At 65.0% G+C, this 18055-nt stretch carries 21 protein-coding genes; 18 read left to right on the forward strand and 3 right to left on the reverse strand.

Annotated features, from left to right (window positions below; all coding sequences use genetic code 11):
• Positions 1–65: 65 nt before the first annotated feature.
• Complete coding sequence (locus tag SPR01S_RS13835; RefSeq protein WP_084251190.1) at positions 66–554, reverse strand: RNA polymerase sigma factor; 489 nt, start codon at positions 552–554, stop codon at positions 66–68.
• Positions 555–685: 131 nt separating this feature from the next.
• Here SPR01S_RS13835 and SPR01S_RS13840 point away from each other — a divergent pair, with 131 nt between their 5' ends.
• Positions 686–1846 (forward strand): glycosyltransferase, encoded by a 1161-nt coding sequence (locus tag SPR01S_RS13840; RefSeq protein ID WP_066590433.1) that lies wholly within the window; start codon positions 686–688, stop codon positions 1844–1846.
• 18 nt (positions 1847–1864) lie between these two features.
• On the opposite strand, the gene SPR01S_RS13845 is transcribed toward SPR01S_RS13840, so the two are convergent.
• Positions 1865–2815, reverse strand: coding sequence for an MlaA family lipoprotein (locus SPR01S_RS13845; protein WP_084251192.1), 951 nt, complete (start codon positions 2813–2815; stop codon positions 1865–1867).
• Between the two features lie 217 nt (positions 2816–3032).
• Between SPR01S_RS13845 and SPR01S_RS13850 the strand changes: the two genes are divergently transcribed.
• The 5 genes from SPR01S_RS13850 to SPR01S_RS13870 are packed head-to-tail and all read left to right on the forward strand — an operon-like array spanning position 3033 to position 7221.
• The gene (locus SPR01S_RS13850) at positions 3033–3950 is read left to right on the forward strand and encodes an SMP-30/gluconolactonase/LRE family protein (RefSeq protein WP_066590434.1); all 918 of its coding nucleotides are present in this window, start codon (positions 3033–3035) and stop codon (positions 3948–3950) included.
• 5 nt (positions 3951–3955) lie between these two features.
• Positions 3956–4696, forward strand: coding sequence for a glutathione S-transferase family protein (locus SPR01S_RS13855; protein WP_218016762.1), 741 nt, complete (start codon positions 3956–3958; stop codon positions 4694–4696).
• 14 nt (positions 4697–4710) lie between these two features.
• The gene (locus SPR01S_RS13860) at positions 4711–5811 is read left to right on the forward strand and encodes a DUF2855 family protein (protein ID WP_245662015.1); all 1101 of its coding nucleotides are present in this window, start codon (positions 4711–4713) and stop codon (positions 5809–5811) included.
• Positions 5808–6464: an HAD-IA family hydrolase gene (locus SPR01S_RS13865; RefSeq protein WP_066590437.1), complete on the forward strand. Its 657-nt coding sequence runs from the start codon at positions 5808–5810 to the stop codon at positions 6462–6464. The genes SPR01S_RS13860 and SPR01S_RS13865 overlap by 4 nt, the downstream gene beginning before the upstream one ends.
• Before the next feature lie 58 nt (positions 6465–6522).
• On the forward strand, positions 6523–7221 hold the full coding sequence (locus SPR01S_RS13870) for a VIT1/CCC1 transporter family protein (RefSeq protein ID WP_066590438.1): 699 nt from the start codon (positions 6523–6525) through the stop codon (positions 7219–7221).
• Positions 7222–7465: 244 nt separating this feature from the next.
• On the opposite strand, the gene SPR01S_RS13875 is transcribed toward SPR01S_RS13870, so the two are convergent.
• Positions 7466–8062, reverse strand: coding sequence for an outer membrane protein (locus tag SPR01S_RS13875; protein ID WP_066590439.1), 597 nt, complete (start codon positions 8060–8062; stop codon positions 7466–7468).
• Positions 8063–8304: 242 nt separating this feature from the next.
• Here SPR01S_RS13875 and SPR01S_RS13880 point away from each other — a divergent pair, with 242 nt between their 5' ends.
• From SPR01S_RS13880 to SPR01S_RS13935, 12 genes are all read left to right on the forward strand, one after another.
• Positions 8305–9015 (forward strand): CoA transferase subunit A, encoded by a 711-nt coding sequence (locus SPR01S_RS13880; RefSeq protein ID WP_066590440.1) that lies wholly within the window; start codon positions 8305–8307, stop codon positions 9013–9015.
• Positions 9012–10142, forward strand: a complete 1131-nt coding sequence (locus SPR01S_RS13885; RefSeq protein ID WP_245662016.1) for an HAD family acid phosphatase — start codon at positions 9012–9014, stop codon at positions 10140–10142. Before SPR01S_RS13880 ends, SPR01S_RS13885 begins: the two co-directional genes overlap by 4 nt.
• Positions 10139–10462, forward strand: a complete 324-nt coding sequence (locus SPR01S_RS13890) for a DUF5076 domain-containing protein (protein ID WP_066590441.1) — start codon at positions 10139–10141, stop codon at positions 10460–10462. Before SPR01S_RS13885 ends, SPR01S_RS13890 begins: the two co-directional genes overlap by 4 nt.
• Complete coding sequence (locus SPR01S_RS13895) at positions 10462–11109, forward strand: CoA transferase subunit B (protein ID WP_066590442.1); 648 nt, start codon at positions 10462–10464, stop codon at positions 11107–11109. The genes SPR01S_RS13890 and SPR01S_RS13895 overlap by 1 nt, the downstream gene beginning before the upstream one ends.
• Before the next feature lie 60 nt (positions 11110–11169).
• A complete protein-coding gene (locus tag SPR01S_RS13900) occupies positions 11170–12117 on the forward strand; it encodes an NAD-dependent epimerase/dehydratase family protein (protein WP_066590443.1) in 948 nt (315 codons plus the stop codon).
• Between the two features lie 82 nt (positions 12118–12199).
• On the forward strand, positions 12200–13639 hold the full coding sequence (gene leuC / locus SPR01S_RS13905) for a 3-isopropylmalate dehydratase large subunit (protein WP_066590444.1): 1440 nt from the start codon (positions 12200–12202) through the stop codon (positions 13637–13639).
• Positions 13640–13748: 109 nt separating this feature from the next.
• On the forward strand, positions 13749–14378 hold the full coding sequence (leuD, locus tag SPR01S_RS13910; protein WP_066590445.1) for a 3-isopropylmalate dehydratase small subunit: 630 nt from the start codon (positions 13749–13751) through the stop codon (positions 14376–14378).
• Complete coding sequence (locus tag SPR01S_RS13915; RefSeq protein ID WP_174531898.1) at positions 14341–15342, forward strand: NADPH:quinone oxidoreductase family protein; 1002 nt, start codon at positions 14341–14343, stop codon at positions 15340–15342. Before leuD ends, SPR01S_RS13915 begins: the two co-directional genes overlap by 38 nt.
• Before the next feature lie 271 nt (positions 15343–15613).
• Entirely contained in the window at positions 15614–15937 is a 324-nt protein-coding gene (locus tag SPR01S_RS13920; protein ID WP_066590446.1) for a DUF1476 domain-containing protein, read from the forward strand.
• A 1-nt stretch (position 15938) separates the two neighbouring features.
• A complete protein-coding gene (locus tag SPR01S_RS13925; protein ID WP_066590447.1) occupies positions 15939–16169 on the forward strand; it encodes a BolA family protein in 231 nt (76 codons plus the stop codon).
• A gap of 13 nt (positions 16170–16182) precedes the next feature.
• Positions 16183–16515 (forward strand): Grx4 family monothiol glutaredoxin, encoded by a 333-nt coding sequence (gene grxD, locus SPR01S_RS13930; RefSeq protein ID WP_066590448.1) that lies wholly within the window; start codon positions 16183–16185, stop codon positions 16513–16515.
• A gap of 30 nt (positions 16516–16545) precedes the next feature.
• Entirely contained in the window at positions 16546–17832 is a 1287-nt protein-coding gene (locus tag SPR01S_RS13935; RefSeq protein ID WP_084251191.1) for a glycosyltransferase, read from the forward strand.
• The last annotated feature ends 223 nt before the right edge of the window (positions 17833–18055 follow it).

An 18055-nucleotide genomic window follows, 5' to 3' on the forward strand; every position in this document is an offset into this window, starting at 1 on the left:
CGCGACGGGCCGTTGCCGGTCCGTCGTCCCTGTCCGATTGAAAGACGCCGCGTCGTTGCCATACCTCAGTCCTTCAACGCGCGACGAAGATGAGTCATCGCCACGGCGATGTGTTTTTCCACGCCGCTGCGACTGATGCCGAGCTGCGCTGCAACTTCTGCATGCGGCAGCCCTTCCAGCTTGTGCAGGCGGAACGCGCGGCCGGCGCCTTCCGGCAACGCCGCGATCGCCGCGGCGAGCGCCGCCGCTTCCTCGCGCTCGATGATGACGTCGGCGGCGCTGGGGCGTGCATCGGCGGCTTCGCCGGCGACCTTGATCGTCTGGGTGTCGGCCCATTCGCCGTCCCGCCGCTCGCGACGGCGGCGTTCGCGGACGCGATCAAGCACCAGATTCTGGGCGATGCGATAAAGGTAGGCGCGCCCGTTGCCGATCGGTCCCGGTTCGGCGGTTGAAACCCGCAGCCACAGCTCCTGAACCAGGTCCTCGGCCTCGACGCGGTCGCCGGTGCGCGCCGCAAGGAAACGCAGGAGTTCGCCGCGCAACTCCCCGAACAATTGCGTCAGACCGGATGGCGAGGTCGAGATGAGCAGCTCCCTGAACGGATCGGCGCCATGCCCGATACGCGCTTTTTCGACAAGGTTTCGGCGCGAACTGCGGTTACGCGACGCGGTGCCGTCTGTGCGGCATGAGAATCGTCGATGTCTGCGCCTTCTACACGCCGCATGGCGGTGGTGTTCGTACCTATGTCGAGCGAAAGCTGAAGGTGGCGAGCGCGCTGGGGCACGAAATGATCGTGCTTGCGCCCGGTGCCGAAGATGCGGTCGTCGAGCGCGCGCCCGGCGCGTTGCTGGCGACAATAAAGGCACCGACCTTCGCGCTCGATCGTCGCTATCGCTATTTCGACGATGAGACCTCCCTCCATCGCGCGCTCGACGCGTGGCGGCCCGACGTGGTCGAGGCATCGTCGCCGTGGAGCAGCGCCTCGATGGTGGCGCGCTGGCGGGGCGACGCGGTGCGCTCGCTCGTCATGCACGCCGACCCGCTTTCCGCTTATGCCTATCGATGGTTCGGTACCGTGGCGAGCATCGGTACCATCGATCGCACGTTCGAGCGCTATTGGCGGCATCTGCGCCGGCTCGATCGGGCGTTCGACCTGGTCGTGACGGCGAGCGAGAATCTGACGCGGCGCCTTCGTGGCGGCGGTCTCGGCAAGGTTGCGACGATCCCGATGGGGGTCGAGCCGGGCTATTTTTCCCCCGACCGGCGCGACCCGCTGCTGCGTGAAGAATTGTTGGCGAGATGCGGGCTCGGGCCAGAGGCGACCTTGCTGCTCGGCGTCGGGCGCTATTCCCCCGAAAAGCGATGGAGCATGGTGATCGACGCGGCGATCGCGGCGGGTGTGCACGCGCCGGTCGGCCTGGCGCTCGTCGGCGAAGGGCGTCATGGCGATCGCCTCATCGCGCGGGCAGGGGGCTCACCGCACATCGTGGTCGGCCAGCCGGTCAAGGATCGCTCCCGCCTGGCGGCGATCATGGCGAGCGCCGACGCGCTCGTCCACGGCTGCGAGGCCGAGACTTTCTGCATGGTCGCCGCCGAGGCCAAGGCGAGCGGACTGCCGTTGATCGTGCCCGATCGCGGCGGGGCCGCGGATCATGCGACGGGTGATCGCGATCGGCTGTACGAGGCCGCCAATGGCCAGTCGCTGCGCGACACGATCCTGACCGCCGCGGTCGATCGCAGGCCGGTCAACCTCTGGCGGCGTCCACGACAGATGGACGAGCATTTCGCTGAGCTTTTCGCGCGCTATGCGGCGTTGTGCGGGCAGAGCGACCGCGTGGCCGCCTGACCGCCGATCCTCTCGCGCTCATTTGCCCGGCATAGCTGTTGCCGGGGCCACCGGCTTGGCGGTGATTTCCGATATCGAGCGCTTTCCGAGATCGAGGTCGAACGGCGCGATCTTGCGGCCGTGCAGGCCATCGATCTCCGCCTGCCGACGCCACAGATAATAGGACCGCGTCGCAATATAGGGATTGCGCGCCGCTCGCAGCTGGTTGAGCTGATCGTCGAATTCGGCACGGCGGTCGAGCATGTGAACGCCGCCCGTTCCGATATTGAAGACCGGCTTGTTGAAGGGCGGGCCTAGATAGAGCGGCATCATCATGCGGTCGATGCCGCCGCCGATCAAATCGCGGAGCGTCGTCGGACCGATCAACGGCAGGAACAGGAAAGGCCCCGGTTTCACGCCGTAATAGCCGAGCGTGTCGGCGAAACTGTTCTTGCGCCGGGGCAGGTTTATCGGGCGGCGTTTCGCGACGTCGATCAATCCGGCGACCCCCACCGTCGAATTGATCAGGAAGCGACCCGCCGTCTCCGCTGCCTTGCCGGGCTTCAGCTGCAAGAGGTAGTTCACGAACACGATCGGCTCGTGCAGGTTGATGAAGAAGTTGCGCAATCCGTCGCGTGCCGGTTTGGGTACCGTACGTTCGAACGACCGCGCGACCGGCCCGACGACGGCGCGATCGACGGCCTGGGTGGCCTCGTAGGATTGCTCGTTGATCGCGGCCAGCGGATCGCCTGGAGAGCGGCGTCTGCCCGACACGACGATATCGGGTGTCGAGGTCTGGGGCTGCGCCGTGTCGTTCGGCGGAGCGCCGACAGCCGTGCCGGCGGGTGTCGATACCGACTGGTCCGATGCGATCGAACCGCCCTCCAATGGCCGGGCGATCGTTGTGGTCGGTGTAGCATAATCTGGCCCGGCGACGTCGGCCGGCGTGCACGTCAACATCATCACGGCGGCAAATGCGGCAGCGCTCATCATCACCCTTGTCGGTTGTCTGTGGGGATGACGCCGCGGCGCTCGCTTTCCGCAGTGCCGGGTAATGTCGGTTGCGACGAATAGCGACCCAACGCGCTTGTCATGGCCGGCCGGGTTCCGTGTAGAGTGGCAGAACGACATCGGGCCGAATCGTTCTTGGAATTGCGTCAATCGCAGCGTACCGATGTTTCGAAATCGGCTAACGGGAGTGAGATCAATGCATATCGTCGCGCAGGGTTTGCGTTTTCCCGAAGGTCCGGTGGCGATGGCCGATGGCAGCGTCATCCTGGTCGAAATCGAAGCCGGGCGCATTACGCGGGTCCGGCCCGACGGATCAAAGGAAACCGTGGCCGAACCGGGCGGCGGGCCCAATGGGCTGGCGATCGGTCCCGATGGCAAGCTCTATTGCTGCAACAATGGCGGCTTCGACTATGTCGAGAGCAACGGCATGCTCGCCCCGCATGGCATTGCCCATGATTATTCGGGCGGGCGGATCGAGCGGATCGACATCGCCACGGGCGCAATCGAAGTCCTTTATAAATCGGGCGACTTCGGCTGCGTGCTGCGCGGTCCCAATGATATCGTGTTCGACGGCGAAGGCGGTTTCTGGTTCACCGATCATGGCAAGGTCGATTACGAGAAGCGTTGCCATGACATCGTCGGCATCTTCTACGGCAAGGTCGACGGCAGCCATCTCGAGGAAGTGATTTTCCCCAGCCAAAACCCCAACGGCGTGGGCCTGTCGCCTGACGGCAAGCGGCTTTACGCGGCGGAGACCTATACGTGCCGGCTGATGGCGTTCAACGTGATCGCGCCGGGCAAGGTCGACGGCAGCGCGGGCCCGGGCGGCCCCGGCATCCCGCTCTATCGCCCCGCCGGCTACAAGTTCTTCGACTCGCTCGGCGTGGAGGCATGCGGCAACATCTGCGTCGCGACGATCGGCGAATGCGGCATTTCGGTGATTTCGCCCCAGGGCGAATTGGTCGAGTTCGTTCCCACCGACGACATCTTCACCACCAACATCTGCTGGGGCGGGGACGATATGATGGATGCCTATATCTGCCTGTCGGGAACCGGGCGCCTCGCCAAGCTCCGCTGGCCGCGCCCAGGCCTCAAGCTCAAATATAACGGATAAACATCATGCTGCGGATTATCGGCAACCACGTCTCGCCTTATGCGCGCAAGGTCTTCCTGGCGCTCGACCATAAGGGGGTGGAATACGAGATCGATCCGATCGTGCCGTTTTTCGGCGACGACGAATTCACCCGGCTCAATCCGCTGAGGCGCATTCCGGTGCTGATCGATGGCGATCTGGTGATCCCGGATTCGACCGTGATCTGCGAATATCTCGACGACCGCTATCCGGAGAAACCGCTCTATCCGGCCGATCCCGCCCAACGCGCGCGTGCGCGCTGGCTCGAGGAATTCGCCGATAGCCGATTGGGCGACGTAATGATCTGGAAGCTGTTCTTTCAGCGCAACGTCAAGCCGCGCGTATGGAAACAGGAAACCGATGAGGAGCAGGTCGCCGCTGTCGTCACGCGCGACTTGCCCGAAATCATGGATTGGCTCGAGCCCCAGGCGCCGGCCGCCGGTTTCGTGTTCGACGATCTGTCGATGATCGACCTGACCTTTGCCAGCTTCTTCCGCAACGCGGCGCTGGCCGGCTGGACGTCCGACGCCGCCCGGTGGCCGCGTATCGCCGCCTGGATCGATCATATTTGGGCGACCCCGCTTTTCGCGCGATCGGTGATGCTCGAACAGATCATGTTGACGACCCGCGGCGCCGATCAGCGCGCGGCGTTGGAGGCAGCGGGATTGAAGGTTGCGGATTCGAGCGTTCGGGGCGACATGCCGCGGCGCGGACCCATGTCTGTTTGATGCAGGAGAACGTAGTGGGGCGCTGGCAGATCGAGATCGCGCGCGAGGACATCGCCCGGGCAGCTGTCGTCGACTTGCCCGACCGCGCGCCCGGGCCGGGCGAGGCCGAATTCGCGATCGATCTCGTCGCGCTGACCGCCAACAACGTTACGTATGCCGCCCTGGGCCAGAAGACGCCGTTCCTGGGCCCCGATGCGGGCTATTGGGACTTCTTTTCCGAGCGCGATGAGCCGGGCCGGCTGCCGGTCTGGGGGTTCGCGACGGCGACGCGGTCGGCGGCCGAGGGTATCTCGGTGGGCGACCGCTTTTACGGCTATTGGCCGCTCGCCAGCCACGCAATGCTCGCCGCCGACCAGATTCGCGGCACCGGCTTCACTGAGGTGACTCCGCGCCGCACGGCGTTGCCGGCCGCCTACAACCAATATGCGCGACTCAAGGCGTTGGGCGATCATCGTGAAGCGGATCACGATTGGTGGCCGGTCTATCGTCCATTGTTCCTGACCGGCTGGCTGATCGCGGATCAGTTCGAGGACGGAGACGATTTCGGTGCCGAGACGATCATCGTCAGCGGTGCGTCGAGCAAGACGGCTCTGGCGTTCGCGCATGTGATGAAGGTGCGGGGCGATTGCCCGCGGTTGGTCGCGCTCGCCTCGCCACGCAGCGCCGCCTTTACCGCCGACACTGGATTGTACGATCAGGTCGTCGACTATGACGCGATCGACACAATCGAGGCCAAGGGCAAGGTTGCCCTGGTCGACTTCGCCGGCAATCCGGCGGCGACGCGCGCGGTGCACGAACGCTTCGGGGACGCGCTGACGGTCGATATGGTCGTCGGCATTACGCATTGGGACGCCGAACGTGGGGGTGATGCGCCATTGCCAGGGCCGCGTCCGATCGGTTTCTTCGCGCCGGGCAGGATGAAGAAGCGCTCGGCGGACTGGGGCGCGCATGGGTTTCGTCGCCAAACCGAAGAAGCGTGGCTCGACTTCATGCCGACCGCCAAAAGGTTGACCGCGATCGACCGCCGTTCGGGCGCCGAAGCCGCGCTTGCCGCTTATTGCGACGCGGTTGCCGGCAAGGTCGATCCGCGCGTCGGTGTGCTCATCGAACCATGACCCGCGACACCGTTATCTTCGACTTCGGCGGGGTAATCACGTCTTCGCCATTTGAGGCGTTCAATCGGATGGAGGCGGAACGCGGCCTGCCGCACAATCTCGTGCGCAGGATCAATTCGGCCAATCCCGACGCCAACGCCTGGGCCCTGTTTGAGCGCGCCGAGATCGACGCCGCGCGGTTCGACTCGCTGTTCGCGCAAGAAGCGCGCGCCTTGGGCCATGACCTTCCCGGTCGCGACGTCCTCGCTTTGCTCTCGGGCGACATTCGTCCGGACATGGTGGCAGCGCTCGATTGGCTGAAGGCGAACGGCTATCGCATCGGCTGCATCACCAACAACGTCCCCGCTGGCCATGGCGCCCAGATGTCGTCGAGCGCGGAAAAGGCCGAGGCGATCGCCGCGATAATGGCGCGTTTCGACCATGTCGTCGAAAGCTCCAGGGTCGGCATCCGCAAGCCCGATCCGGCCATCTATCGCCTGGCCTGCGATGCGCTGGGCGTGGTGCCCGGCCAGTGCGTCTATCTCGATGATCTCGGGATCAACTGCAAACCCGCAGCGGCGCTCGGCATGGCGGCGATCAAAGTCTCCGCCAGTGCGCAGGCTTTGGCCGATCTCGAAATGGCACTCGGTCTTGAAGGCGGCGCGCTAAGCTGACAGGTGCGCTTGGGAAGCCCGGATTGCTCCGGTCCGGAAACTATCTACGGGGGAACCTATGGCGATCCGACGACATCGCGAACGGCATCTCGTCCAGCGCATCGGCTGGCTGCGCGCGGCCGTGCTTGGCGCCAATGACGGCATCCTTTCGACCGCCAGCCTGATAGTCGGCGTCGCCGCTGCCAATGCCGACCGCACCACATTGCTGCTGACGGGGATTTCGGGACTCGCCGCCGGCGCCTTGTCGATGGCGGCCGGCGAATATGTTTCGGTCAGCAGCCAGGCCGATACCGAGCGCGCCGATATCGCGCGGGAAACGGCGGAATTGGCCGACGAACCCGAAGCCGAACGGCAGGAACTCGCCGCGATCTATCGCCAGCGCGGGCTCGACCACGATCTGTCGCTTCAGGTCGCCGACCAACTGATGGCGCATGACGCGCTGGGCGCGCATTTGCGCGACGAACTCGGGATCAGCGAGGATCTCGCCGCGCGGCCGGTCCAGGCGGCTTTGGCCTCGGCCGCCAGTTTCGCCACCGGAGCGATCGTCCCAGTGCTGATGACCCTATTGTTCGGCGGGCGATCCCTGGTGATGGCGGTCATGGCCGTCACGCTCGTGCTGCTCGCCGCGACTGGGGCGATCGGGGCGCATGCGGGGGGCGCGAGCCAGATACGCGGCGCGATCCGCGTCGTGTTCTGGGGCGCGCTGGCGATGGCGGTCACCGCTGCCATCGGTCACCTGTTCGGCACGCAAGTCTAGGAAGTATCGACCCAGTTCGTCATGCCGGGCTCGTCCCGGCATCCACCGGGCGGCAAACCCGGGAAAAGGAGCTCATGCTATGCGCGCTAACCTGCGCAGTGGATGCCGGGACAAGCCCGGCATGACGGCAAGAGCTGATCTTATTCGTTGCTTAGAGAGCGATTTCGGCTCGCCCAACCTAAAACGGAAAAGGCCGCGCGAGTTTCCCCGCGCGGCCCTGCTGTCCGTTTAGTCTATCGTCAGATCAGAACTTCACGCCGAAGCCGACCAGACCCTGGTGACGGGCCAGGTCGGTGTCCGAATAGTTGGTGTAGCGATATTCGGCGCGCACCAGCATGTTCGGAGCGACGTTCAGCTCGACGCCGGTGCCGACGCGCCAGCCGTCCGAATTGCTGCCGTCCTTGGTGGTGGTCCCGCCGACCGTGTAGGTCGCGTTGATACGGCCATTGGCATAGCCGCCCTTGACGTAGAGCAGCGCCTTGTTGCCGACGACGACACCGGCGCGCACGCCGGCATAGAGATCACGACCGGCCTTGATGCAAGCGCGATCGCCCGCCGTGAAGGCGTTGTTGACGCAGTCCTTGGCGGTCGAGCCGTCGATTTCGCCTTCGACGCCGAACACGGCCTTGCCCGACTGGTAATCGTAGCCGACGACGCCGCCATAAGACAGGCCGGTGACATTATCGACCGAGCTGGTGACATGGTCGATGCCGGTCACGGCGAGGATCTTGAAACCCTGGAACTCCTTGCCCTCGGGGGCGGAAGCGGGGGCGTCCTGCGCAAGGGCAGGGGTAGCGATGGCTGCACTGGCCAACAGGGCGGACGCGATGAGAAAACGCATGTAAACTCCTGATAGAACAAAAAACCGGGGGGCTTGCGACCCCCCGGTTCGTCGCGTGTTGGACACGGTTCGTGGCGGGAATTGGGCGGACGCCATGAACGACTGCCGCGATTTTGCCGCACATGCGAACAGCTTTACCGCAACTGCGAACACCGGCTCCAGGCCTCGCCGCAAAGTCGGCGCATGCGCTTGCTCCTTGTCGCATCGCCATCTATTCGGCGCGCGTCACTCAAGGAGTCCGCATGGCCCGTAAGCTTTATTCCGATGCCGCCTCCGCGCTCGACGGCGTGTTGTTCGATGGCATGATAATCTGTGCCGGCGGGTTCGGCCTGTGCGGCATTCCGGAACGCTTGATCGACGCGATCCGCGACGCCGGCACGAAGGACCTCACCATTGCCAGCAACAATGCCGGCATCGACGGGGAAGGGCTCGGCAAGCTGCTTCGCACGCGCCAGGTCAAGAAGATGATCTCGTCTTATGTCGGCGAGAATAAGGAGTTCGAGCGTCAATATCTGGCCGGCGAGCTCGAGGTCGAGTTCTGCCCCCAGGGCACGCTCGCCGAACGCTGTCGCGCGGGCGGCGCCGGCATTCCGGGCTTCTATACCAAGACCGGTGTCGGCACCCAGGTCGCCGAGGGCAAGGAAGTGAAGACGTTTGACGGAGAGGAATACATCCTCGAACGCGGTATCCGCGCCGATCTGGCGATCATCAAGGGCTGGAAGGCGGATGAGGCGGGCAACCTCATTTTCCGCAAGACGGCGCGCAACTTCAACCAGCCGATGGCGACGGCCGGAAAGGTCTGTATTGCCGAGGTCGAGGAGATCGTCCCGGTCGGCGGCCTTGATCCCGACCAGATCCACTTGCCGGGCATCTATGTGAACCGGCTGATCGTCGGCAGCCCCTACGACAAGAAGATCGAATTCCGCACCGTGCGCGAGCGGGTCGCGGCGTGACCAGGGGGCGCCTGGCGCTGCTGATGCTGCTCGTCGGCAGCACGGTGAACAGCGGGTGCGTCGCTGCCGCTGTACCGGTGCTGGCGGCGGGGGCGATCGGCAAGAAGCAGTTCTTCGGCAAGAAGGACGAGGATCTCCCGTCGGCAACGCCAGCTGCCGCCGCCGCTGCCGGCGCGCAGGCGGCGCCGACTGGAATTCCGGCGACCGATGCGATTCCGTCCACCGCGCCAACCGCGCCGCCAGCACCGCAGCCGGGCACCGTGTCGCCTGGCATGCAATATCTCTATGGCTCGGGCGAAGCATCGGCGGTGTCGATCCAGGCCTACCTTGCGCTGACCGACTTCCTGGTAGCGCGCGGCGGAGATTTCGCGGTCGGTCATCCGATCTCGTCGGTCGTGCTCGCGCCCGATGCGACGCTGGACGCGCCCAAATTCCTCAAATGCGGCCCCAGGCAGCGGCCGGCGGTCGTGCTCGACATCGACGAGACGGCGTTGTTGAACCTCGGCTACGAAGCCGACGATAGCCAGCGCAGCGGCGCCTATGACCAGAAACGCTGGGATCGCTGGGAAGCCAGCGGCGTGACTGCGGTCGACCCGGTTCCCGGCGTGCTCGACGCGCTGCGGGCGGCGCGCGCCAGCGGGATCGAGGTGGTGTTCAACTCCAACCGCTCGTCGGCCAACGCCTCGGCGACGATCGATGCGCTCACCCTGGCCGGCCTGGGCCCCGTGGTTCACTTTCAGAATCTGTGGCTGAAGGGCGACGACGCGACCGGCGGCAGCGGCAAGGATGCGCGGCGCTGGGCGATTTCGGCCAAATATTGCGTGATCGCGATGGTTGGCGATCAGCTCGGCGATTTCAGCGATCTGTTCAACCTGCCTGGCACGACGCCCGCGCAACGCCGCGCCCAGACCAACTCGCCCAAGCTCAGAATGCTGTGGGGCCATGGCTGGTTCGTTCTGCCCAATCCAGTGTACGGCACCGCGCTCAAGGGCGATATCGACGACGTGTTCCCAAAGAACCGGCGGTGGACCGATCCTGGTGCGCAGCCGATTTCGACCGCGCTGCCGTCCGCACCATCGGCGCCGATGCCTGTCGAAGTCCCAACTTCTCCGCCGGTGAAGAAGTGAGCGAGAAGCCGGTTCCGATCGACCTCGTGCCGTTCGCTGAAACGCTCGGCGACAGCCGTGAATTTCTGCGCGTCTGGGCGAAGCAGGGCGGCACGTTGAGCTTCGTCAATCCGCGCCCGCTCGGCGCCGACCCCGCGTTGTTCGGCATCGCCATGGTCGATGTCATCCGTAACGCGGCGTCGACCTATGCCAAGGCTGTCGGCATGCCTGAGGATCAGGCGCTAGACCGGATTTGGATGGGGCTCGATGCCGAGCGCACCGCACCCACTGAAGACGATGTTTTGCCGCCGCCCGTGGTGGTGGCCAGAAAGGACGATTGATGGTCTGGACTCGTGACGACATGGCCGCCCGTGCCGCCAAGGAACTGCGCGACGGTTATTATGTGAACCTGGGCATCGGCATCCCGACCCTGGTCGCGAACCATATCCCGGCCGGCGTCGAGGTGACGCTGCAGTCGGAGAACGGCATGCTCGGGATCGGGCCCTTTCCCTATGCGGGCGAGGAAGATCCCGACCTGATCAACGCCGGCAAGCAGACGATCAGCGAACTGCCGCAATCGGTCTATTTCTCCTCGGCCGACAGCTTCGCGATGATCCGCGGCGGGCATATCGACCTGACCGTGCTCGGCGCGATGGAAGTCGCGGAAAATGGCGACATCGCCAATTGGATGATCCCCGGCAAGATGATCAAGGGCATGGGCGGGGCGATGGACCTCGTCGCCGGCGTCAAGAGGATCATCGTCGTGATGGAGCACACTTCCAAGAACGGCGATCCCAAGTTCATCTCGGCCTGCACCTTGCCGCTGACCGGCAAGAACGTGGTCGATATGGTGATCACCGACCTCGCCGTGTTCCAGCGTCCCGATCATCACTCGCCGTTCCGCCTGATCGAGCTTGCGCCGGGCGTCACCGCAGAGGAAGTCGCCGCGAAGACGACGGCGAAGTATGAGGCGCTGGCCACGGCGTGACGCATGGGGCGCCGGACCGGAAGGAAGCCGGAAACGGCCGCGACTGAGGGCGGATAGCAGATGCGCGTGTTGCTGACGGGATCGACCGGCTGGCTCGGCCGCCATCTGGCGCCGATGCTGCGCGATGCCGGGCATCAGGTTGTCGGCATGGACGTCGCGCCCGGACCCGATACGCGGGTCGTCGGCAGCGTCGCCGACCGCGCCCTGGTCGAACGCGTGATGTTCAGCCATGGGATCGAGGGCGTGATCCACGGCGCCGCGCTGCACAAGCCCGACATCGTGCGCTATCCGCGCCAGGCGTTCGTCGACGTCAATGTGACGGGGACGCTGAACCTGCTCGAATGCGCGATCGCGGCGGGCGCGGACCGGTTGGTCTTCACCTCGACCACGTCGCTGATGATCACCCAGGCGATCCGTGACGAAACGGCCGACGAGGCGGTGTGGCTCGACGAGAACAGCGGACCGCTCAGCCCCCGCAACATATATGGCGTGACCAAGCGCGCGGCCGAGGAATTGTGCCGCCTGGTCCATGCCGAGGCCGGCCTGCCGATCGTCATCCTGCGCACCTCGCGCTTTTTCCCTGAGGACGACGATACGCACCGCGATCTGTCGGGCGAGAATATGAAGGCCAATGAGTTCCTCAATCGCCGGCTGACGGTACAGGATTGCGCGCGCGCCCATATCGCCGCGCTCGATCGCGCCCCGGCGATCGGCTTTGCGACCTATATTGCCTCGGCACCGACGCCGTTTTCGCGCGACGATGTCGTCGAGCTGAAACGCGATGCGCGAGCGGTGATCGCGCGGCTGTTCCCCGATGCCGCCGAATTGTTCGCGGCGCGCGGCTGGTCGCTGCCGGCGAGGATCGGCCGCGTGTATGACGCCTCGGCGATCGAGAGCGGGCTGGGTTTCCGCTGCACGACCGATTTCGCCGCGATACTCGCCGCGATGCGGGTGGGCGGGGAAATACCGTTCGACCACGACGCCACCTACGTCTCGCCCAAGGAGTGAGGGCGCCGTTTCTTTCAATCTGACCGGCTGACAGTTTTCCTTTGTTGCTTGCGATTGGGCGCGGAGCGAGTAAGCCGCCGCCATGACTGCCCGCCCACAAACCCTGTATGAGAAGATCTGGAACGCGCATGTCGTCGAACGCCGCGACGACGGAACCTGCCTGATCTATATCGACCGCCACCTGGTCCACGAAGTCACCAGCCCTCAGGCGTTCGAGGGGCTTCGCGCCGCCGGCCGTGGCGTACGCCGGCCCGATCTCACGCTTGCGGTGCCGGATCACAATCTGCCGACGACGCCGCGCGTGGACGCGGCCGGCCACGCGATTCCGATCGCCGATCCCGAGAGCGCCAACCAGCTCGAGACATTGCGCCGCAACGTCGCGGAATTCGGCGTGCCCTATATCGACGCGCTCGCCGCCGCGCAGGGCATCGTCCATGTCGTTGGTCCCGAACAGGGGTTTACGCTGCCCGGTACGACCTTGGTCTGCGGCGACAGCCATACCTCCGCGCACGGCGCGCTCGGCGCGTTGGCGTTCGGCATCGGCACCAGCGAGGTCGAGCACGTCCTCGCGACGCAGACATTGCTGCTCCAGCAATCCAAGACGATGGAAATCCGCGTCGACGGCAATCTCGGCTTCGGCGTGTCGGCCAAGGACGTCGTGCTGGCGATCATCGGGCGGATCGGCGCGGCGGGCGGCACCGGCTATGTCCTCGAATATACCGGCGACACGATCCGCAACCTGTCGATCGAGGGACGGCTGACGGTCGCGAACATGTCGATCGAGGGCGGCGCGCGCGCCGGCCTGATCGCGCCCGACGAGACGACCTTCGCCTATCTGAAGGGGCGCCCGATGGCGCCAGCCGGCGAGGAATGGGACAAGGCGGTCGCGTGGTGGCGGACGCTGCCGACCGACGCCCAGGCGGTCTACGATGCGACTGTCCGCCTGTCGGCCAGCGATATCGCGCCTTCACTGACCTGGGGCACCAGTCCCGAAGACGTGGTGCCGATTACCGGATACGTGCCCGATCCCGACAGCTTCGCTGATCCCTCGAAGCGTGTCGCGGCGCAAAAGTCGCTCGATTATATGGGCCTGACTCCCGGTACCGCGATGCAGGACGTCGGCGTCGACCAGGTCTTCATCGGCAGCTGCACCAACAGCCGGATCGAGGACCTGCGCGCCGCCGCCTCGGTGGCCAATGGCCGGCATGTCGCCGACGGCGTCCGCGCCCTGGTCGTGCCGGGCTCCGGGCTGGTCAAGCGCCAGGCCGAGGCGGAGGGGCTGGACAGCATCTTCATTTCCGCCGGATTCGAGTGGCGTGAGCCCGGATGCTCGATGTGCCTGGCAATGAACCCCGATAAAGTACCGGCTGGTCAAAGATGTGCTTCCACCTCGAATCGTAATTTCGTAGGAAGGCAGGGCCCGGGGGCGAGAACACATCTATTATCCCCGGCAATGGCGGCGGCGGCGGCGGTAACGGGCCGATTGACCGACGTCCGCGAGTTGATGGGGGATCGCCAATGAAGCGCGTACTCGTTCTGCTGGTCGCCGGTTCAATCCTCAGCGGTATCGCCGCTTATGCCGCGATGGCGATGCCCGCTCCGCCCGAAAAGCCAAGTGAAAAGCCCAATAAGTGACCCCAGTCCGCAAGGTTGAAGGCCGCGCCTATCCCTGGGGTGCGAAGAATGTCGATACCGACGTCATCATCCCGGCGCATTGGCTGAAGACGATCAGCCGCGCCGGCCTGGGCAAGGGCGCGTTCGAAACGGTGCGCGCCCAGCCCGACAATATTTTCGATGATCCCCGCTATGCGGGCGCGCCGATCCTGATCGCGGGCGACAATTTCGGCTGCGGGTCGAGCCGCGAACATGCCGCCTGGGCGCTCAAGGACATGGGGATCCAGGCGATCATCGCGCCGAGCTACTCGGACATCTTTTCGGGCAATGCGGTCAAGAACGGGATCGTACCGGTGGTTCTGCCGCAGGACGCGATCGATCGGCTGGTCGAAGTCGCCAAGACCGACGAGGTCCATGTCGATCTCGAGACGATGACGGTGACGACGCCGTTCCAGGACCGCTTCGAATTCTCTCTCGACCCGTTTCGTCGCCAATGCCTGATGGAAGGACTGGACGAGGTGGGATTGACGCTGGCAAGGGATACCGCGATTTCGAAATACGAATCCGCGGTCTCGTCAGAACGGCCGTGGTTGAGCCGGGAGAGAGACTATGCGGGCCTTGCTGTCGAAAGCGCCGGGCGGACCTGAAACGCTAATAATGGACGACCTGCCCGATCCCGTCGCGGGGCCGGGGCAGGTGGTCGTCGCGGTCAAGGCCTGCAGCATCAATTATCCCGATGTCCTGATCATCGAGGACAAATACCAGATGAAGCCGCCGCGCCCGTTCGCCCCGGGCAGCGAGATATCGGGCGTGGTCGATAGTGCCGGTGAGGGCGTGACCGACTTCAAGCCGGGCGATCGCGTGCTGTGCACCACCGGCGCCGGCGGCCTTGTCGAGAAGATCGCCGTTCCCGCCGCGTCGCTCTATGCGCTCCCCGCCGAACGCAGTTTCGAAGAAGGAGCGTCGCTGCTCCTGACCTATGCCACCAGCATCCATGCGCTGCTCGATCGCGGTCATCTCAAGGAGGGGCAGACCCTGCTCGTCCTCGGCGCTGCGGGCGGGGTTGGCCTGGCCGCGGTCGAACTGGGCAAGGCGTTCGGCGCGCGCGTCGTGGCGGCGGTGTCGTCCGAGGAGAAGGCGCAGGCATGCCGCGATGCCGGCGCCGACGATGTGGTGATTTACGGGCGCGCGCCGTTCGACAAGGATCAGTCGAAGGCGCTGGCGGATCAGTTCAAGGCGGTGCTCGGGGCCGGCGGTGCCGACGTGATCTACGACCCGGTCGGCGGCGATTATGCCGAGCCGGCTTTGCGCTCGATCGGCTGGGAAGGGCGCTATCTGGTCGTCGGTTTCCCCGCCGGCATCCCCAAATTGCCGCTCAACCTGACCCTGCTCAAGAGCTGCGACGTGTGCGGCGTGTTCTGGGGCGCGTTCGCCGCGCGCGATCCCCAGGCCAATCGCGCCCATGTCGATCGCCTGTTCCGCTTATGGAAGGACGGCAGCATCGCCCCGCGCGTGACTGAGGTCTTTCCGTTCGAGAAGGGCGGCGACGCCATCGCCAAGATGGCCGCGCGCGGCGCGATCGGCAAATTGGTGGTCAAGGTCGCGGACTGAGTTTCAAATCCTCCCCATCGCAGATGGGGAAGGGGACCGGCCGCGTAGCGGACGGTGGAGGGGCCGCAGCCGCGCAGCGGCGAGGACGGGGTATTTCCCCTCCACCAAGCCGCTGCGCGTCTTGGTCCCCCTCCCCAGCATAGCTGGGGAGGAACGGGGGCGCTGGCGCTCGTTCGCGGCCTGAGGCGACGGGCACGAGCAAACGCGCCCCTTCCCATAGCCGCCGCGCAATCCTATCTCCCCAGGCGTAACGAAACGCCAGGGAGCAAACATGACCACCTTCGACGACCGCGAACGCGCCTTTGAAACCAAGTTCGCGCGCGATGAAGAGATGGCGTTCCGCGTGATCGCCCGGCGCAACAAGCTGCTCGGCCAATGGGCCGCGGGGCTGATGAAGCTGACGCCCGAGGAAACCGACGCTTATTCCAAAGCGGTAGTCCAGGCGGATTTCGAGGAAGCCGGAGACGAGGACGTCGTGCGCAAATTGTTCGGCGACCTGACCGCGGCCGGAATCGAGATCGAGGAAAGCGATGTCCGCAAGGCGATCGAGGACCAGACGGTCGAAGCTCGCCGGCAGCTGATGGAATCCAAATAACATGCCGATGGCGGCCGACGATATACGCGCATTGATCGTTGCCGGCATTCCCGACGCGCGAGTCGAGATTACCGACCTAGCCGGCGACGGCGACCATTATTCTGCACGGGTGGTGAGCAAGTCGTTCAGCGGCCTTTCACGCGTGAAGCAGCATCAGGCGGTCTATGCCGCGTTGGGCGGCCGGATGGGCGGGGTGCTCCATGCGCTCCAGCTCACGACCGCCGCCGAATGAAGGAGTGAAGACGATGACCGACGCCGCTCAGGCGCGTATTGCGGAACTGGTACAGCGTTCCGACGTACTGCTATTCATGAAAGGCAGTCCCTTATTCCCGCAATGTGGCTTTTCGAGCCGCGCGGTGGCGATTCTCCAGCATCTCGGGGTCGAGTTCGACAGTGTCGACGTGCTCCAGGATCAGGAAATCCGCCAGGGAATCAAGGCATTCAGCGACTGGCCGACCATTCCCCAGCTTTATGTGAAGGGCGAATTCGTTGGCGGGTCGGACATCATGATGGAGATGTACGAGAGCGGAGAGCTGTCCCAGCTGCTCGCCGAACAAGGAGCGACTCCCGCCGCCTGATCGGCGTGCCAAAATAAAAAGGGAATAAACATGCTACTGCAAGGCGACCTCCCGCGCCGCGCAGGAGAGAGCGGTGCGCCGCTGATCCTTTGCGATTTGACCCAGAGCTACGCGCCTTCGGGCGGCGGCGGTATCAGCACCTATCTGCGTGAAAAGCGCGATTACGTGCTGACGCACACCCCGCATCACCTGCTTCAGATCGTGCCCGGTCCGGAAGACAAGATCAGGGTCAACGGCCGCCACATCTTCGCGGAAGTGGCCGCGCCGCGCGTGCACGGCAGTCCCAATTACCGGTTCATCCTGCGCACCAGTGTGGTCCGCGACATCCTGGCGAAATACCGTCCGGACGTGATCGAGTCGCTCTGTCCCTGGGTTCTCCCCTGGACCGCGATCAATCATCGCAGGAAATTCCCGGACACGACGTTGGTCGCCGGCTACCGCACCGATTTTCCCAACGCGCATGTCTATCGCGTCGGCCGCGAGAAGTTCGGCGAGACGATCGGTCGCGGATTGCAAAAGGCGAGCTACGGTTATGCCGAACTCACCTATCGCGAGTTCGACTGGGTCTATACGCTGAGCGAGGACGCCCGCGCGGCGCTGGCTCGACGCAGGATCACGCGGACGGACGTGTTGCCGCTGGGCGTCGATATCGACATGTTCTCGCCCGCCAAGCGCGACCCGGCATTTCGTCAGGAACTCGGTTTCGACTTCCGCGGTCCCTTGCTCGTCTATGCCGGCCGCGTCGACAACGAGAAGCGCGCGGACCGCCTGGTCGCGATGTTCAAGCAATTGCCGCGCGACCTGGACGCGGCGATGGTGATGATCGGCGACGGCAAGCTGATGGACCGGCTGAAGGCACAGGCGAGCGGACTGCCGATCGCTTTTCCCGGTTTCGAAAAGGACCGCGCCGAGCTCGCCCGCGCGCTGGCGTCGTCGGACATCTACGTCTCGGCGATGGCGGACGAAACCTTCGGGATCTCGGTGCTGGAGGCGCAGGCTTGCGCGCTGCCGGTGGTTGGTGTCGCGTCGGGCGCGATGCCCGATCGCGTGCCTCGGGGCCTCGGTCTGCTGGGCCCGGTCGACGATACGGCGGCAATGGCGGCGAACGTGCTCGAGATCTGGCAGGGCGACCACCAGGCAATCGGCATCGAGGCCCGCCATCACGTCGAAACCAACTTCAGCTGGAAGCGAACCTTCGAGCGCTTGCTCGGCGACATCTATCCCAAGGCGATGGCGCAGGCCGCCGAGCGGGCGACCGCCCGCAAAAGCGGATGGTTCGGCGGCGTGCGCGAGCCGCAACCGCTCGCTGCGGAGTAATCGCGCAGTTAATCTGATCTGGTGGGAAGCCGGGTGAGGGCGGACCGGTGCAAGATCGGGGAGCGACCGGTCCGCCCTGCTGAAGCGGGAGACCGCTCGGGCACGCGATACTTTGCAGATGCTGTGCCAGTCGGTGCCAGGCGCGGATTTGCGCGGGACTCGATGGTTAATGGGCCCTGGGTGCCTGCGCCGCTTGTAAAATATCCCGACGATTTCTGGCCAA

It is taken from the genome of Sphingomonas pruni NBRC 15498 (assembly GCF_001598455.1).
GTDB lineage: Bacteria > Pseudomonadota > Alphaproteobacteria > Sphingomonadales > Sphingomonadaceae > Sphingomonas > Sphingomonas pruni.